At 31.3% G+C, this 16,892-nt stretch carries 18 protein-coding genes; 4 read left to right on the top strand and 14 right to left on the bottom strand.

Going from position 1 to position 16,892, the window contains the following annotated elements; translation table 11 throughout:
- Positions 1-80: 80 nt before the first annotated feature.
- Complete coding sequence (locus AC3Y25_RS06430) at positions 81-644, top strand: DUF2931 family protein (RefSeq protein ID WP_489902159.1); 564 nt, start codon at positions 81-83, stop codon at positions 642-644.
- 157 nt (positions 645-801) lie between these two features.
- Here AC3Y25_RS06430 and AC3Y25_RS06425 read toward each other — a convergent pair whose 3' ends face one another.
- Both AC3Y25_RS06425 and AC3Y25_RS06420 read right to left on the bottom strand, forming a co-directional pair.
- Positions 802-1,071 carry a hypothetical protein gene (locus AC3Y25_RS06425; protein ID WP_111362943.1) on the bottom strand — a complete coding sequence of 90 codons (270 nt, stop codon included), beginning with the start codon at positions 1,069-1,071 and terminating at the stop codon, positions 802-804.
- A 402-nt stretch (positions 1,072-1,473) separates the two neighbouring features.
- Positions 1,474-2,223 (bottom strand): DeoR/GlpR family DNA-binding transcription regulator, encoded by a 750-nt coding sequence (locus tag AC3Y25_RS06420; RefSeq protein WP_095929037.1) that lies wholly within the window; start codon positions 2,221-2,223, stop codon positions 1,474-1,476.
- Between the two features lie 99 nt (positions 2,224-2,322).
- Between AC3Y25_RS06420 and AC3Y25_RS06415 the strand changes: the two genes are divergently transcribed.
- Positions 2,323-2,856 (top strand): 5' nucleotidase, NT5C type, encoded by a 534-nt coding sequence (locus AC3Y25_RS06415; protein WP_427874840.1) that lies wholly within the window; start codon positions 2,323-2,325, stop codon positions 2,854-2,856.
- Positions 2,857-2,927: 71 nt separating this feature from the next.
- On the opposite strand, the gene AC3Y25_RS06410 is transcribed toward AC3Y25_RS06415, so the two are convergent.
- The 3 genes from AC3Y25_RS06410 to AC3Y25_RS06400 all read right to left on the bottom strand — a co-directional run bounded on the left by AC3Y25_RS06410 (position 2,928) and on the right by AC3Y25_RS06400 (position 6,622).
- Positions 2,928-4,535: a tetratricopeptide repeat-containing sensor histidine kinase gene (locus AC3Y25_RS06410; RefSeq protein WP_489902158.1), complete on the bottom strand. Its 1,608-nt coding sequence runs from the start codon at positions 4,533-4,535 to the stop codon at positions 2,928-2,930.
- Between the two features lie 164 nt (positions 4,536-4,699).
- The gene (locus AC3Y25_RS06405) at positions 4,700-6,169 is read right to left on the bottom strand and encodes a tetratricopeptide repeat-containing sensor histidine kinase (RefSeq protein ID WP_489902157.1); all 1,470 of its coding nucleotides are present in this window, start codon (positions 6,167-6,169) and stop codon (positions 4,700-4,702) included.
- A 306-nt stretch (positions 6,170-6,475) separates the two neighbouring features.
- A complete protein-coding gene (locus tag AC3Y25_RS06400; protein ID WP_489902156.1) occupies positions 6,476-6,622 on the bottom strand; it encodes a hypothetical protein in 147 nt (48 codons plus the stop codon).
- A 604-nt stretch (positions 6,623-7,226) separates the two neighbouring features.
- On the opposite strand from AC3Y25_RS06400, the gene AC3Y25_RS06395 reads away from it, so the two are divergent.
- Positions 7,227-7,856 carry a hypothetical protein gene (locus AC3Y25_RS06395; RefSeq protein ID WP_489902155.1) on the top strand — a complete coding sequence of 210 codons (630 nt, stop codon included), beginning with the start codon at positions 7,227-7,229 and terminating at the stop codon, positions 7,854-7,856.
- A gap of 364 nt (positions 7,857-8,220) precedes the next feature.
- Positions 8,221-8,586, top strand: coding sequence for a hypothetical protein (locus tag AC3Y25_RS06390; protein WP_489902154.1), 366 nt, complete (start codon positions 8,221-8,223; stop codon positions 8,584-8,586).
- Between the two features lie 134 nt (positions 8,587-8,720).
- Here AC3Y25_RS06390 and AC3Y25_RS06385 read toward each other — a convergent pair whose 3' ends face one another.
- From AC3Y25_RS06385 to AC3Y25_RS06345, 9 genes are all read right to left on the bottom strand, one after another.
- Positions 8,721-10,073 (bottom strand): GH1 family beta-glucosidase, encoded by a 1,353-nt coding sequence (locus AC3Y25_RS06385; RefSeq protein ID WP_489902153.1) that lies wholly within the window; start codon positions 10,071-10,073, stop codon positions 8,721-8,723.
- Between the two features lie 210 nt (positions 10,074-10,283).
- Positions 10,284-10,493 (bottom strand): hypothetical protein, encoded by a 210-nt coding sequence (locus AC3Y25_RS06380; protein WP_489902152.1) that lies wholly within the window; start codon positions 10,491-10,493, stop codon positions 10,284-10,286.
- Between the two features lie 9 nt (positions 10,494-10,502).
- A complete protein-coding gene (locus AC3Y25_RS06375) occupies positions 10,503-10,916 on the bottom strand; it encodes a hypothetical protein (protein ID WP_489902151.1) in 414 nt (137 codons plus the stop codon).
- Positions 10,917-10,998: 82 nt separating this feature from the next.
- A complete protein-coding gene (locus tag AC3Y25_RS06370) occupies positions 10,999-12,066 on the bottom strand; it encodes a type I restriction endonuclease (protein ID WP_489902150.1) in 1,068 nt (355 codons plus the stop codon).
- 142 nt (positions 12,067-12,208) lie between these two features.
- Positions 12,209-13,183 carry a PIN-like domain-containing protein gene (locus AC3Y25_RS06365; protein ID WP_489902149.1) on the bottom strand — a complete coding sequence of 325 codons (975 nt, stop codon included), beginning with the start codon at positions 13,181-13,183 and terminating at the stop codon, positions 12,209-12,211.
- Between the two features lie 77 nt (positions 13,184-13,260).
- A complete protein-coding gene (locus AC3Y25_RS06360) occupies positions 13,261-13,887 on the bottom strand; it encodes a hypothetical protein (RefSeq protein WP_489902148.1) in 627 nt (208 codons plus the stop codon).
- A 143-nt stretch (positions 13,888-14,030) separates the two neighbouring features.
- Entirely contained in the window at positions 14,031-14,699 is a 669-nt protein-coding gene (locus tag AC3Y25_RS06355) for a response regulator (RefSeq protein WP_489902147.1), read from the bottom strand.
- A 6-nt stretch (positions 14,700-14,705) separates the two neighbouring features.
- A complete protein-coding gene (locus AC3Y25_RS06350) occupies positions 14,706-16,415 on the bottom strand; it encodes a tetratricopeptide repeat-containing sensor histidine kinase (protein WP_489902146.1) in 1,710 nt (569 codons plus the stop codon).
- Positions 16,416-16,468: 53 nt separating this feature from the next.
- A complete protein-coding gene (locus AC3Y25_RS06345) occupies positions 16,469-16,654 on the bottom strand; it encodes a hypothetical protein (RefSeq protein WP_379796677.1) in 186 nt (61 codons plus the stop codon).
- Positions 16,655-16,892 lie beyond the last annotated feature (238 nt).

The raw sequence follows: 16,892 nt of genomic DNA, 5'->3' as shown, positions 1-16,892 counted from the left end.
TTTTGTAATTATTACAGTCAATTTTTATCTGTTTTTTCTGTACATACAGGAATTGGGTAGAGCTTTTAGAAATTAAATTTATGAAGGAAGAAGTAATGTATAATAGAACGAATAAATTGCTTTCATTAATTTTGATAATAACAGTAATTTCAAATGTTATTCAATGTTATAATTATAAACCAAATGAAAGATTTGACTGGACAGGAGGTGTTATAAGTAGTAAAGGAAATATTGTACAGGTTGCAGTCTGTAATTTTAAAGGAAATGATTATCATATTAATAAAGATAAGATACTGGATAATAGTTGGAATGAAATTAATGGTTGCGAAGACTATATGAAGAATGTTTTCTTTCCTGATAGTCTGTCGATAAAATGGTTTTCTTACAAAGAACAAAAAATTTATGGTGGTGATTTTGTTTTGCCAATTGAAATGATCCGAACAAAAGCGGTACAAATGGGAATGCTTCCGAGTGTCAAAAATGATTATGACTCTGATAAGATTCTTCATTTTATTGCTGAAGTTCAGCCCAATGGGAAATTTGCAGTTTGGATGCAAAAGTTTGATAAAAACGACAAGGATACAAAATTTAAAATTGGAACATATCAAGCCAAAGAAATAAAAGCAACTTGGCATACCCGATAGCGCGGATTTGCAATTCGCGTCCGCAAAGATTGTTTTTTCTATTTTAGATAAAAAACAAAAGCTACGCGATTCTTTATTTGTAAATAATAAAATATACAGTAAAAACAAAACCCTGCAAATATCAATTCGCAGGGTTTTCAATTTTTATTAGAGTAATTTATCTATTACTAGCGCAAGCCTTATAAATTTGTTTTTCTGAAAATGGCGATAAGGCTTCGGCGAGATTTCGGCTCGTTCTTAAACAGCTCAGTATTTTTTGCCTTAAATTAATATCGTCGCCAAATTCTGTATGCATGAGGAGCTCGAAGATTTCCTGCAAATACATGGGCTGTTCTTTGTAGTCTCCCTCAAACAATTCGTCTGAAAGGAAATTAATTACGGATGGCATTACATCACGATGTGTTGGTTTTTGATTTTCTTTTAGCATAATCGAAAATATTAGACACACGAAACCCTCGCTTTAGATGTGCTAAAATACCCGAATAGGATAGATTTACCATTGTTTCCGCAGGTACATCATGGCGAGGGAATCGCTTATGTTAACTTATAAAGTTTTTAGGATGATATCCTAGGTATTTTAGCAAAGCAAAGATATGCTTTTATTTTTAAAGAAAGAAAAAACTTACTTTTTTTTGCTTTTTTCGATTTTGATGCTGAATTTAGGTTTAAAACAAAGATAGAAAATATTATTTGTGGTTGAATTGCGCCCTAATTTTGATATTAGAATCCATGTTTATAAAGACTTGGGCGGCGGATGGAAATAATATTGCCAATTAATTTGTAGAGAAAAAGCCTTTTAAGATCACTCTTAAAAGGCTTTTTTTATTATTTATAAAATAGTCAAACTAGTATTTTTATACGGCTTTAAAATTTCTTCGTCTGGAGAAACATTGGTTACCAAGACATCAATATCTTTTATTGGGCAGACAAAATAAGGTTCGGCGGTTTCTACTTTTTCGATAGAGCTTAAAGCAATAACAAAGTTGGAGTTCTTAATCATATTTTTTTTCAGCATAGAATCGTCGTATAAAATTCCTGTAATTCCTCTTTCATGATGAATACTGCAGATTCCTAAAATGAAGATATCTGCTCTAAAATTCCTAAAGAAATCAATTGTTTCAATACTCGAAGTAGCAAAAGAAGTTTTACACATTTTACCGCCTGCAAAAATTAAATCAATATTGGGTAAATCTTCAACCAACGAAGCTATGGGGAAACTATTGGTAATAACCGTCAATTTTAAATCGTAAGGAAAGCTTGCTACCAAAGCTAGAGAAGTGGTTCCGCCGTCAATAAAAACAACTTGCCCGTCTTTTAAATACGAAATAGCTTTTTGAGCGATAATTTTTTTGTTTTCGATATCGTGTTTTTCTCTTTTTCTATAATGAAGGGGAATCGGAGAAGGAGCGACCGCCCCACCACGAACAGCTTTTAAAAGCCCTTGATCTGAAAGTTCTTTCAAATCACGTCTGATGGTATCTTCAGAAACACTCAAATACTCGCTTAATTCTACCGAAGTTACACGATGTTCTTTAGATAAATATTCTAAAATGGTCTGTTGACGTTCTTCCTTTCTCATTTGTTTTGCGGTTTTATGTTGCAAAAATAAATAAAAAATTACAACATTTTGCTGTTTATTGCAATTTTTGCATAATTTAGCAGCAAAATAAAATTACAAATGAAAAAGAAATCAATCGCAATCGACATGGATGGCGTGCTTGCTGATGTAGAGGCACACCTAATCACTTACTTCGAAAGAGATTTCGGAATAACAATTTTAAGAGAAGATATTCAAGGTTTGACAGAAGAAGAAGCTTTTCACGGTCGTGAGAAGGTAATGAGCGTTTTAAACTCTAAAGATTTTTTTAGGACATTGCCAGTAATAGAAGATGCTGTAGAAAGTTTAAAACTATTACAGGAGGAATTTGAGGTTTATATTGTTTCTGCGGCGACCGAATTTCCGCTTTCTCTAAATGAAAAAATAGAATGGCTTGCAGAACATTTTCCTTTTATCAATTGGCAGAACATTGTTTTATGCGGAAGCAAAAGCATTATCAATACGGATTATCTAATCGATGATCATCCAAAGAATTTAGATTTTTGCATGGGTAAGCCTATTATGTTTACAGCATTTCATAATGCCAAAAAAGAGAATTATTTGAGAGTAAATAATTGGAAAGAAGCTGTTGCTGTATTGAAAGAAGCAGTTTAATGTAAGGTAATTTTAAAAATTACTTGTTTTTGAAGAAAAAGCCTTTCAGAAATCTTCTGAAAGGCTTTTGTTTACTTAGGGATTGCTATTTTAGCTTTAAAACCGTTTTGGGGTTCTGTTTCAAATTCGATGGTTCCTTTGACGGTCTGAATTCGGTGCTCCATGTTTTGAAGCCCATTTTTAGAAATCTTCGTTTTCTCACAGCCAATTCCGTTATCGGTATAATTTATCAGAATTGATTTCTGATCACTGTCGAATTTTATCACGACCAGACTTGCTTTGCTGTGCTTTTTCATGTTCACCATTAATTCCTGTAAAACTCTTCCAATAGTGATTTTCTTTATCTCGTCGACATCTTCCCAATTTACACTTTCTAAATTAGTGGCAATAATGTTTCTCTCAGCTGTGTTGTAGGCAGAAAGCATTTCTTTTATGCTTTTGGTAAAGTCTTTGCCCGTTTCAATCTTATTGTTTTCTTTTGAAATTCCTCTTACGCGGCCATAAATGTCATCCAATTTCTGGAGGAGATTCTCTTTGGTGTTTTCTACAGCCAATGGCTGAGATTCGGCAAAAGCAATTACTTGGAACACATCATTGGCCAATTCGTCATGGATTTTTTTAGAAATTCTGGTTTCTGTATCGTACGAACTTTTAAACTCGATAGCCTTGTTTTTGTTTTTATAATAGCGGATTAAAATTGCAATTAGGATGACTAAAAACACAAATACAATTACGAATACAATTCGAAGATATTTGGCCTTTTGAAGAGATAATTGATTTTCTGCCTTTTCTAAACGCAGTTTTTCATTTTCGTCTTTTTCTTTCTTCGCATCGTATTTAATTTTAGCAGATTTATTTTTAAAATTATTTCGAACCTTAATAATACTGTCGTTTAAGGTAAAATATTGTTGTACGTATTTACTAGTATTTGGGCTGTGGTCATTTGAAACAAGTATTTGAAGCGCTTCTAATCTTTCATCCACACTATTATGCTTAGTGGCAGCATTATAAGCTAAGAGAGCATTTTCATCTGATTTCTTTAGATCTTTTTTAGAATAATAATCGGCGAGGTGAAGATAACTTTCGATACTTCCATAAGTGTCCTGATTGTCAATTCTGATTTTTAGGCCTTCATTCATTAATAAAAACCCTTTGTCTTTCATCCCATTCTTAAAATAAGCATAGCCTAAATTATCGAGTCGTATAGATTTGGTTATTAGTTGCTCTTTATCATTTAGTTTTTTACTTGAAAGAGATTTTAGAAGTAATTCTAAAATAGCGATTGCTTCATTATATTTTTTTTGCTGAATGTACACTGCAGCAATATTTTGTATTGGAATTTGTTTTGAAATAGGATCTGTATATTCATTGTATGCTTTTTTATAATAAAATATGGCATCATCATAAAGAGAAAGTTCTTTGTCTGCAATACCCAACATATTATTTATCCAGCCATAATAATTTTTATTTTCTTTAATATAGGGCAGTGCTTCAGTCATAACCTCCTTACTGCCATAATAATCTCCATTTGTTTGATGAATATCTGCAATTTTTATAAGAATATATCCAATATTGGCACTGTCTTTTAAGACTTCATAGAGTTTCTTTGATTCGTTAAACTGGTTAAAAGACGTATTAAAGTTTTGTTTGTCATAACTTTCGATTGCTTTATCTCGCAAAGCAAGCGCTTCTTTTCGTATATCTTCTGTCTGTGGATTAAGTGGCTTTTTTTCCTTGCATGAAAAAAGAAAAAGAAGTAGAATGAAATAAAAAAACGGGGATCGTAACATGCAAATTTACTTTCCCCGAAAATAGTAAATTAATTATATATTTTATTGTTTGCTTATTTAGGGATTGCTATTTTAGCTTTAAAACCGTTTTGGGGTTCTGTTTCAAATTCGATGGTTCCTTTGACGGTCTGAATTCGGTGCTCCATGTTTTGAAGCCCATTTTTAGAAATCTTTGTTTTTTCGCAGCCAATTCCGTTATCGGTATAATTTATCAGAATTGATTTCTGATCGCTGTCAAATTTTATCACGACCAGACTTGCTTTGCTATGCTTTTTCATGTTCACCATTAATTCTTGTAGAACTCTTCCAATGGTGATTTTCTTTATCTCGTCGACATCTTCCCAGTTTACACTTTCTAAATTAGTGGCAATAATGTTTATCTCAGCGGTGTTGTAGGCAGAAAGCATTTCTTTTATGCTTTTGGTAAAGTCTTTGCCCGTTTCAATCTTATTGTTTTCTTTTGAAATTCCTCTCACGCGGCCATAAATGTCATCCAATTTCTGGAGAAGATTCTCTTTCGTATTTTCGACAGCCAGTGGCTGAGATTCTGCAAAAGCAATTACTTGGAATACATCATTAGCCAACTCGTCATGAATCTTTTTAGAAATTCTGGTTTCTGTGTCGTACGAACTTTTAAATTCGATAGCCTTGTTTTTGTTTTTATAATAGCGGATTAAAATTGCAATTAGAATGACTAAAAAGAAAAATACAATTACGAATACAATTCGAAGATATTTGGCTTTTTGAAGAGATAATTGATTTTCAGCCTTTTCTAAACGTAGTTTTTCGTTTTCGTCTTTTTCTTTCTTCGCATCGTATTTAATTTTGGCAGATTTATTTTTAAAGTTATTTCGAACTTTAATAATACTGTCATTTAAGGTAAAATATTGTTGTACGTATTTACTAGTATTTGGGCTGTGATCATTTGAAACAAGTATTTGAAGCGCTTCTAATCTTTCATCCACACTATTCAATTTTGTAGAAATTTTGTAAGCTAAGAGAGCATTTTCATCTGATTTTTGAAGATCTTTTTTGGAGTAATAGTCTGCAAGGTGGAGATAACTTTCAATGCTGCCATAAATATCTTCGATTTCATTTCTTAATTTTAGACCTTCGATCATTAAGTAAAGTCCCTTTTCCTGCAATCCAATTTTAAAATAGGCATATCCTAAATTGTCTTGTGTTCTGGCTTTAGAGCGTGCCTTAGATTTCTTTTCTAAAAATTTCTGATTTAAAATGAATTCTAGAATGATAATTGCCTTATTATATTTTTTTTGATGGATATAAACCGCCGCAATATTACTTAATGGGATGTGTTTATCTTCAAGATCTTTGGAATCTTTGACAGATTCTTTATAATAAAAAATAGCATCGTCGTAAAGAGAAAGTTCTTTATCTGCAATGCCTAATGTATTATTTATACAGCTGATATAATCCTTACTTTTTTTAGCATAAGGTAATGCCTCTGTAACGGTTTCTTTACTGCCATAATAGTCTCCGTTGATTTGTTGAATAGCAGCCATTTGAATTAATATATATGAAATATTGGCACTATCTTTTAAATTTTCAAAGAGAACTTTTGATTTATTAAACTCATAAAAAGCAGTATTGAAATTTTGTTTTATATAATTTTCATCTGCCTTTTCTCGTAAATGAAGCGCTTTTTGTCGTAAAGTTTCCGTATTAGAATAAACAGTCTTTTTTTCCTCACAGGAAAAGAGAAAAAGAAATATAATAAAATAAAAAAACGGGGACCGTAACATACAAATTTACTTTCCCCGAAAATAACAATAATAAATTAGATACTAAAAAATATATAATTAACAATTTTATGGTTTTCCTGGTCCTTTTGGACCGTCACCAGGACCGTCTGGATCTTCTCCATCACCGCCAATAGATAGATTAGCACTCTTTTCAACTTTCTTTTTTGGTTGAGTCTCGTACTCATCAGGAGTACAAGAAAATATCGTGAACAATAGCGTGAAAGCTATAAATAGTATTAGTTTTTTCATTTTAATTTAATTTAGAAATTAGACATAGGTATGGCTGTCCGGATTTAACCAGATCTTGGAATTGCGATACCAAAATTGTTTTTTTGGGAAGTAGTTTGTGTAGACCTGTAAGACGTAATTTATACTTCCCGAATAAACTCGGTCTTACGGTTTTCCACAATGTTAATTAGAACTAGTTTTATATTTTTGTTTTAGTCTGCAGACAAAACTTGAACTAATTTCTGATGCAAAGTAAAGGCGCTTCTAGATCACTGTTGATAAGGGATTCCCGGAATTCCTGCGTTTTCCTGAGATTCCCGAGAATTCCCAATAAAAGGAAATCGGAAGGCCTATTTTTTAAATTAATTGTTATTTAATTCTAAACAAATCTCTATTATTATAGATGCAATAAGTCCGTTAAAAGTTGGTTGCGAACAGTAAAAAAAAATATATAAATAATATAGAATTGGAACAAAAATTGAAAGTGCTAGAAAGGGTTTAATAGTAGAAGTCGAAAATAAAGGCATAGAAGAAAGTTTTGGTTAAAAATGAAATTAAAGAGTCTAAAGAAGTTCCTAAAAAAGGCAAGATGAATAATACATTAGAAGCATATAAAAAGGCGATTAAAATTAAATACGAGATCGAAAAAGAGGGAGAATATTTTGATTTTCTGTACAGCCCTTCGCGCGGAAAACTCCGCGATTTGTGTTGGCTTATTTTTGAAGATAATCCGACTCAAGACGATTTAAATGTTTTTAGAAATTTATTGTGCTTAGATTTTGACCATACTCAAAAGAATAGGTTTAAAGATCAGAAAGACAAGTTTAGGCCTATTGAAACTTTCTTTAAAGGAGAAACAGATCCATCAAATATTGATGCGATAAATCTTGCCGCAGTGATAGTCGATTTTCAGCCACGCCCTTTTAAAAAGTTCAATGAAAAATGTAGAATTGAAGAAGCAAAACAAACTAAAAGTGTCGTTAAAGAGGTAACGGTCGAAATTGAAAATAGGGGCATAGAGAAAAAGGTTTTGGTGGAAAATGAACATGAAGAGTCGAAAGAAGTTCCTAAAAAGGGAAATCTTTTGTTTGATTTAGCAGATGAATTTTCTAAAAAAATAGTTCAGAAAATACAGCCAGAAAAAATAATTATGGTTGCGGTCGATGCATTCGCACTGGTATCGTCTGCGTGTGTAAACTTGGTGAAGAAAAAAGAGTAGAAATAAATTCTAACCGATTTTTAATTGCATTTTGAAAAATAAAATGCGTGAAGCAATAAAAAGAATGATTTTTTGAAGTGTGATTTGGATAGTTAAAAAGTTTGTTTTTCGGCATATATTTACTGTTATTTACACTATAAAGATAAGAAAAAAATCCCGTCAAACCTAATAAAAATCAATGAAATAGCGCTTTTTTTATCTAAAAAACGCGTTTTTTTCCGATAATTTGAAACCCACTTATTGCCCATTTACAAGATAGAAAAAGTCGCTTTTTGTAGCAGCCGAATTGCAATAAAAATATCTATATTTATAAAAATTAAAATAGATTTTGAATCTATCAGTATCAGTTACAAAAACATCGTTTATGAAAAAGCTTCTATTATTACTTATCGTTTTATGCACCGTCAGCTGTAAAAAATATGTTGTCTCATTTGAGCAGCCAACAGAAAAGAAATTGGACAATTTAAAACTAGAAGTGTTTATGGATAAAGAAAAAGTTCAAGACATTAATTTAAAGGCTACAGAAGCATTGCCAACTTACGAAACAGTTGGGCTGGCGATATCTGGCGAAGGAAAACATTTGCTTCAAGTTAAAGTAAAAGACACAACTTTTAATTTTGAAGTAAAATATCCCGAAGAAAAATATATTATGATGACGACTCATTTAAAAAGTAATGGGAAAATTCATGTAGGAATCTTAAAACAGAATTATAAATATAGATTTCGTTAAAAGTTTTTTTAACCGCAAAGCACGCAAAGTTATTTTTGACCGGTGAAATAAAACGCAAAGTTCGCAAAGCTTTATCTTTAAATAAGCTTTGCGAACTTTGCGTTTATTCTTTATGTGCTTTGCGGTTAAATAATCTAGGAAAGAAAATCTTTAAACCACAATCCCGAATTTTTAATAGTACGTTTTTGCGTTTCAAAATCGACGTGAATCAATCCGAAGCGGGCATTGTATCCTTCTGCCCATTCAAAATTATCGGTTAGAGTCCAGACAAAATAACCATCTACATTTAAGCCGTCTTGTTTTGCTTTTAAAATCTGTTCTAAATGATCCTGAATGTAGTGCGTTCGTTTTATGTCATGCACTTTTCCGTTTTTTACAGTATCAGGAAAAGCAGCTCCGTTTTCGGTTACAATGATTTTTCTGATTCCGTCATATTCATTAAACTTTTTAAGAATATGATACATGGCTGGCGGATAAACTTCCCACCCCATATCGGTAGAAATTACATTTCGCTTTTCGGCGCTTACTAATTCTGCTCCAATATAAGGAATCAACATTGCCGATTTTACCACTTCACGAGTATAACATTGCAAACCAATGAAATCGAAATCAAAATCGAGATTGTTTAAATCGTCGTCTAAAATGTAATTATTGAGTTTTTTAAGAACAGGAAGATCTTTCTGCGGATAGCCTAATCCTAAAATGGGTTCGATAAAAGTTCGGTTTAGTAGAGTATCGACACGTTTTGCGGCTTCAACATCTTTTGTGTTTTCTGTTGCAGGTTCAATATGCGTGCAGGAAAATGTAGTTCCAATATTCGCATTCGAAACTCGTTCTCTAATTATTTTGGCTCCAGCAGCAGTTGCAAGTGTAACATGGTGCATGGCTTTTAGGTAATTCGAAATTCCTTTTTTACCTGGTGCGTGAATGCCTAAAAAATAACCTGCGCCTGTAAAGACAGAAGGTTCATTAATTACCATCCAATTTTTAACACGATCTCCAAAATACTGTACGCAGACTTCAACATAATCTTTAAACCAAGAAACAGACTCTCGGTTTGTCCAACCTCCTTTTACTTCTAGATCGTGTGGTAAATCCCAATGATAAAGTGTTATCCAAGGTTCGATTCCAGAAGCTAGCAGCGAATCTATTATTTTGTTGTAATAATCAATTCCTGCTTGATTAATAGGATGAACGCCCGTTGGCATAATTCTAGGCCAGCTGATAGAAAATCTAAAATTAGGAATATTTAATTCCTTAATGAGACCAATATCGTCCTGATAATTGTTGTAGAAATCGCAAGCAGTTATGGCATGATGACCGTTTTTAATTTTCCCTTTTTGAGAAGTAAAAACATCCCAGATAGAAGAACCTTTTCCATCAGAATCATGCGCACCTTCAATTTGGAAAGCGGCAGTTGATACACCCCACAAGAAATCTTTACCAAATTGGTTTTTGTTCAGAAATGAGCTTTCAATTTTATTCATTCAATCGTACTTTCCTTTATTTATAAATATTTATTAATGTAGGAAAGAAGATTGCATAGCTCTTAAGAAAAGCCATTCTTTGAAAGAAACTAGAAAATTTAGATTGAATAATTTCATGACGATTAGTTTTATATCAAATTAAGAAAACTAATGTGAAATTATTGTAAAGTCATTATTATCAAATGATTAAATATTAAAATGGGAAGATCTTTAATCTTCCCATCCGCAAAGTGTCAAGCCTAGGCCTTTAGCCTGTTTTAAAGATTTTTTTACTACGCCGTGACTACAAGAGCTTAAGCCACGGCAATTTTCATTATAGTGATACTTTTTTGCCCCAGTAGGACCGCAGATAAAAACATTGTCTTCTACAGGATGAAAAGAAGTGCAAAAAATAAAAAGTAGGAGTAAAGTATATTTCATTAGTTATTTTTATTTGACGACTAGACTATATTCGTTTCCTTTTTTATCAATAGCCTTTAGTTTTCCGTGAGAAACCCATTCGGTACTAATTTCTAGTTCAGGAATACTATCTGTTATTAAAATTCCTGCACCGTATTTTCCTTCTGTATTAATGTTTCCAAAAACCGAATCGCCTTGTATGTTTATTCCCTTTACATGATAGTTGTACTTATATTGTCCAGGATGCCCGGTTCTGTATTCGTATTTATATACAGGATTTACATGATAAGTTTTGGCTTCTTCTGTTGTAATAGTTTTGCGGTCGTCGGCGCTAATAGCGCTTTTGTAAAATGAATTTACTCGCGGTAATGGAGGCGGAGCACTAGCTTTTTTGCAGGAATAAAACGCAAATATTAAAAGTAAGATGAGGTAGTTTTTTTGCATAGGCTATGTGGTTTTGGTTAGAGTTAAAAGTTTATTTAGTAGCGATAAATCTAATTAGAATTAAATTCTTTAAAATGAGTACTTATACGGGATTTAATTCTGTTTCGTAAAGCGCTACAGTTTCTAATAATTCTTTTTCGTATTGATAAATATCATCAATTGAGGATATTGCAATTTTAGCTTCACTTTTGTTGTTATTGAAAAGACTTATATATTTTTTTCCGCCATTTAAGTGAAGTCTGCAAAGTGGTTTACGATTATTATCATCTAACAGTATTCCAAAATAAGATTGTGTATCACGAGATACAATTCTTGCCGTTGGCAGTTTTCGACGTAAAATAGCAACTACGATACGATAACCATCAAGTTCTTCTTCGGTTGTTATGACTTTATTGTCATCTTCAACAGAACTAATTTCTTCATCTTGTTGCTTAATCGTTTCTTTACTTAAAGCGGCATTCAAACGATCATTAATTTTGTCATTAATGAATTGACTAACTGATTTCTGAACTAAATCTTTAAATTCATCTACAACTTTTTCAGTTAATCTGCCTGTGTATATTTTACTTGCAAATAACTTTGTAAAATCATTCGAAGGATTCTCTAATTCAGCGTTAATCAGTTTCTTAATTTCTTTAATGTATTTTAGAGAACTGGCATTGCTTACAATATTGTCAACGTCAAAATTTGCTTTGTGGAATTTTGCAATTTCGTTTATTGTATTTTCTTTTAGATTACAAATATCAAATTCCAAAAAAGGCTTTTCATCCATTTTATTTTGATCATCCAAATCGGTAAAGAATTGATAATTGATTCCGTTTGTTAAAAGAGCAAATCGGGTTTTTGTGACATGAAAATAACGGAATAACTGAGAATTATGAACGGTAAGTTTTTCTTTCCAGCTTTTGCATTCTACAATTATTATCGGTTCTCCATTTTGGAAGATCGCATAATCTACTTTTTCACCTTTCTTTAATCCAAGATCTGCCGTAAATTCAGGAACTACTTCAAGCGGATTAAATGCATCATATCCCAAAATATGGATAAAAGGCAAGACAAAAGCATGTTTAGTAGATTCTTCTGTTTCAATTTTACTTTTCAGCTGATTTATTTTATCTGCTAATGATTTTAGTTGAATGTTCATTTCCATAGGTTTAGATTTTAGATTAATAATTCCAAAAGTAAAACCAATCAAAATCAGTATTTTATGGAAAACCGTAATCTCTAAGATTTAAATTTCAGAAATAAAAAAAAGCTCCCGAAGGAGCTTTGAAAATGGAGTAAAAAGGAATTTAAATAATTCCCATATCTTTTACGATTGAAACCAAATGAATGGTATTATTGGCTTTAAAAAAGTCTTTTAGTTTTGACACCTTTCTTTCTATAGCACTTTTACTATTGGGCTTTATATCTGAGTTTTTAAAAATCTCTATTATTTCATCCTGAGAAATGCCTGCTGCTAAATATTTAAGAATTTGAATATCTATATCATCGATTCTATCATGATCTGATTCTGAAATTGAAATACGATCTAAATCATCTTTGCTGGGTATTGATATAATTAACTCTTCATTATTAAAATCCCTCAAAGCTTCAGATAATTTATTAAAAACTTTTATATGAATATTTGGGTTTAGTTGAATGAGATCATTTTTTAAGACAGGATTCAAGTACAGAAATTTATTATTCTCTGTGTAGTAATCTTGATCTTTTGAAACGATCCAGATAGTTTTTATTTTTGGAGCAATATTTAAAAGCATTTCCCATGATAATTGATCACCAAGAGGATCATTTTTTTTCCCAGGTGGATTACCAATTTCTTTTCTAAATCTTGCTTTTGATAAATCTTCAAATGTTGGTTTTATTGCAGAATTATAAAGCAAGGAAAATGCCTTTGATACATCATCTTTTGATGAAGAAACATTTTGTAATGTGTTATTAAGAATTTGAAATAATTCTAGGTTAGAATCTTTAACTAGTTTTTCTAGTTTTTTTCTTGAAGAATTCCAATCAATTAATTTTGATGAATTATCTTTATCAAGATGCTCAGGTAAGATTGTTTCTATTATTGAAACTTGTTTTATGTAATTGTCGAGTGATATTTTAAAAACGTTTAGTTTGTTTCTGTCAATCTCGTATTTGATCTGTTCTGTGAAAAAAATTTTATCTTTAACTTCAATTACAGAGTCTATTAATTTTTTAAATTCAGGTTTATTTGAATTATAGAACCCAAGAAAAATGTTTGCATCAATATATAAAATGTTCACTTGTGGATAGTTTAATTGCTGTTTTTATAATTAAAAATAGTAATTTGCTTTCAATAAACAATTTGCTAATTGAAAAATTAAATAGCTTTCCAAATTGATTCAAAACTTTTAGCTTCTCCTTCTAATAAGGGTAAATAAGTAAAATCTCCTTTTACATTCTCATATAATTTGGCATTTTTTACGTCTAAGACAGCAAAAATAGCATCTTCTCCAACTTCTTTTCGTAACTGACTTTCCATTAGAGATAAAATTTGAGATAATTTATCTTTTGAAATTTTATCTGCTTTCAGAAATAATTTGATTACATAAAATTTATTATCAAATGATAATCCCAATTCAGGATTAATTTTAACATCTAAATCTCCTGTCAACCAATGATAAAAAGGAGGATCGAACCATTCGATTTTCTTCTTTCCCCAAAATTTTTTGTAACCTTCAATTGATATAGGATAATTAACTTTCTTTTTTAAATCAGTAAGTTTTTGCATTAATTTATCTAGAGATTTTTTATCTCCATTAATTTTATGTGTTTCAATAATTTCTTCGCGTAATGCTTTGTAAAAATCTGAAGCAGGATGATATGCATTTCTATACTTAACTTGCTTTACTTTAGTCATTTTTGAATTACCAGATTTATTCACAAAGTCAATAAAATCGGTTAGAGATACACTTATGGTAGTTTTATTTTTAATATGTTTATTCATGATCTTAATTTTAAATTGATTAATAATCCAAAAGTAAAACCAATCAAAACCAGTATTTTATGGAAAACCGTAATCTTTAAAATTTAAATTTTAGAAATAAAAAAAGCTCCCGAAGGAGCTTTGAAAATGGAGCAATAAAGAATTTAAATAATTCCCATATCTTTTGTAATTGAAACTAAATGAACGGTATTATTTGCCTTGAAAAAATCTTTCAGTTTTGATAATCTTTTTTCCATTGCACTTTTGCTATTTGGTTTAATATCGCTGGTTTTAAAAATTTCGATAATGTCATCCTGAGATGTTCCAGCAGACAAATACTTTAAAATTTTAATATCTACATCGTCTATTTCGTAGTTGCCTTTTTCCTGTAATGCAGAAGCCACTTCGGGAGAAATAAACTTTTGATCAGAAGTAGAAATGATTGAAAGAGCTTTTCTGAGATCTTCAATACTATTTCTGCCTTTTAGCACAAAGGCATTAATGTTTGAATCTTCAAAAAGTGATTTTATACGAACATTTTTATCTTCAACCGAATAAGCTATAATCTTAATATTGGGCTGCAGTTCGCGAACTTTTTGAATTAATTCGTCACCACTTCCAATTTTTACTTCACGATGGTCTTTTTTAAACGAAAGATCACTAATCAATAAATCAAAAGGTTCATTATCCTGAATGGCTTTTCTTATTTTTAGCAAGGCATCATCACAATATTTTGCATGTTGAAAATTGACAATGTTGAGGTCACTCAAAGTTTGTTTTACGGCTAAATTGAATTCTTCAAAATCTTCGGCAATAATTACTTTTTTAAACATGGGCTCTTATTTAGGCATTGTTATTTTTACTTTGAAACCTTTATTCGGTTCAGTGTCAAAAGTAATAGTTCCTTTTAAGGCCAAAATACGGTTTTCCATATTTTGCAGACCATTTTTTATAATTTTTGATTTTTCGCAGCCTTTGCCAATATCGCTGTAATCAATAAAGAGCGAATTGGAGTTGGAATTAAATTTTATTGATACTACAGAAGCTTCGCTATGCTTTTTCATATTAACCATTAATTCATGCAAAACTCTCTGAATGGCAATCTTTTTTAAATCCTCAACCGAATCCCAATTTATTTTATCGACACCATTAATAATAACGTTTGTTTGACTGCTATTATAAGTCGAGAGCATTTCTTTTAAATTCTTCGCATAATTTGCACCTGTATCGATATCATTATTTTCCCTAGAAATTCCCCTAACTCGCGAATAAATAGTATCTAGTTTTTGAACCAAAGTTTCTTTTGTGCTTTCATTTTCTAGAGGCTGTGTCTGTGTAAAAGCAATGGCATTGAAAACGTCATTTGCCAGCTCATCATGAATATCTTTCGCAATTCGGGTTTCGGTATTATACGCCGTCTCTATTTTTTCAATTCGATTTCGGTTCTGGTAATACTTTCTCAAATAAAGCAATAAAAGAAAAAGCGATGTAATACCGATTATAAACAAGATCTTTTGGTATTGCGCTTTTTGCAGTGCAAGTAAATCCTCTGCTTTCTCTAATCGTAGTTTTTGGTTTTCGTCTTTTTCTTTTTTAGAATCGTATTTAATTTTAGCAAACTTGTTTTTATAATTATTTCGAATGGTAATAATGCTATCATTTAAGAAAACGAATTTTTTTGCAAATCCTGTATTTTGAGTTTCAGAATCATTGGAGATCAAAAAAGATAATGCTTTTAAACGTTCATCAATACTGCGAAGTTTTGTAGCCGTTTTGTAAGCTTCAAGCGCATACTGATTGGATTTTTTTGGATTGGTCGATGCATAATAATCTGCCAAATGTAAATTGCTGGCAATACTGCCGTAAAAATCATCAATTTGGTTTCTTAGTGCTAATCCTTTTATCATTAACGGAAGTCCTTTTTCGGGCATTCCGTTTTTTGAATAAGCAAATCCCAAATTATCTAAAATTCTAGCCTTTTTTATGATGTATTCGTCTTTAGGAAAAATATGTTTCGCAAGTATAGGTTCTAAAATTTGAATGGCCTTGTCATATTTTTTCTGCTCAATGTAAATAACAGCAATGTTATTTAAAGGAGATTGTTTTAAAACTTCATTTTCAGAATCTTTTAAAGCTTTATTATAATAGTAAATGGCATCTTCGTATAACGAAAGCTCTTTATCGGCGATTCCGAAGAAGTTGTTAATCGAAACGCTATAAATATCTTTCTTTTTAATATAAGGAAGGGCTTCGGTCAAAGTCTCTTTGCTTCCGTAAAAATCTCCATTTATCTGCTGGATTGCAGCCATCTGAATAAGATTGTAGACAATATTGGTGCTATCTTTAGAGCCTTCAAATATTATTTTCGATTTATTGAAATTGTAAAAAGCATTATTGTAGTTTTTGTTCTGAAGATTTACAATGCCTTCATCTCTAAGTTTATAAGCTTCTTCCCGAGCAGGATCAGGCTTAGGTGATACAACTGTTTTCTCTTTGCATGAAAAGAAGAATAGAACAATTAGCAAACAAAAAAAAGGGGATCGTAGCATAAAAGTTACTTTCCCCTAAAATAGTAATTTATTGCAAATTACAAATTTTTAAATTATGGTTTTTTTGGTGGTGGCGGAACCGTGATCGGATCATCATCTGGACCAATATTAGCTTGTGACGGAATAGACTCTTTTTGTACTTCAGTTTTATCTTTAGTTGTTTCTAGTTCATCTGCAGAGCAAGAAAATAATGTAATACTCAATAGTGCAAACGCACCCATAACAATTAATTTTTTCATGATTTTAATTTTTAAAAAATTGGACATGGGTATTGCTGCCCGAAATCTTTTTCAGGTTGGTTTTTAAATGGCAATACCAAATTTTGTTTGGGAAGTGAAGTGCGTAGAACAGTAAGATTTTCATCTATACTTCCCGGAATAAAATCCGTCTTACGGTTTTCCGCACTTGGTACATAAACTAGTTTTGTACATTTGCTTTTTGACCTGCAGATCAAAGCGATAACTAATTTTGTTGAGG

It is taken from the genome of Flavobacterium sp. LK-23, assembly GCF_058135255.1.
Note: the sequence above shows the minus strand (reverse complement) of the source record. Positions and strands in the feature narration are given on the sequence as shown.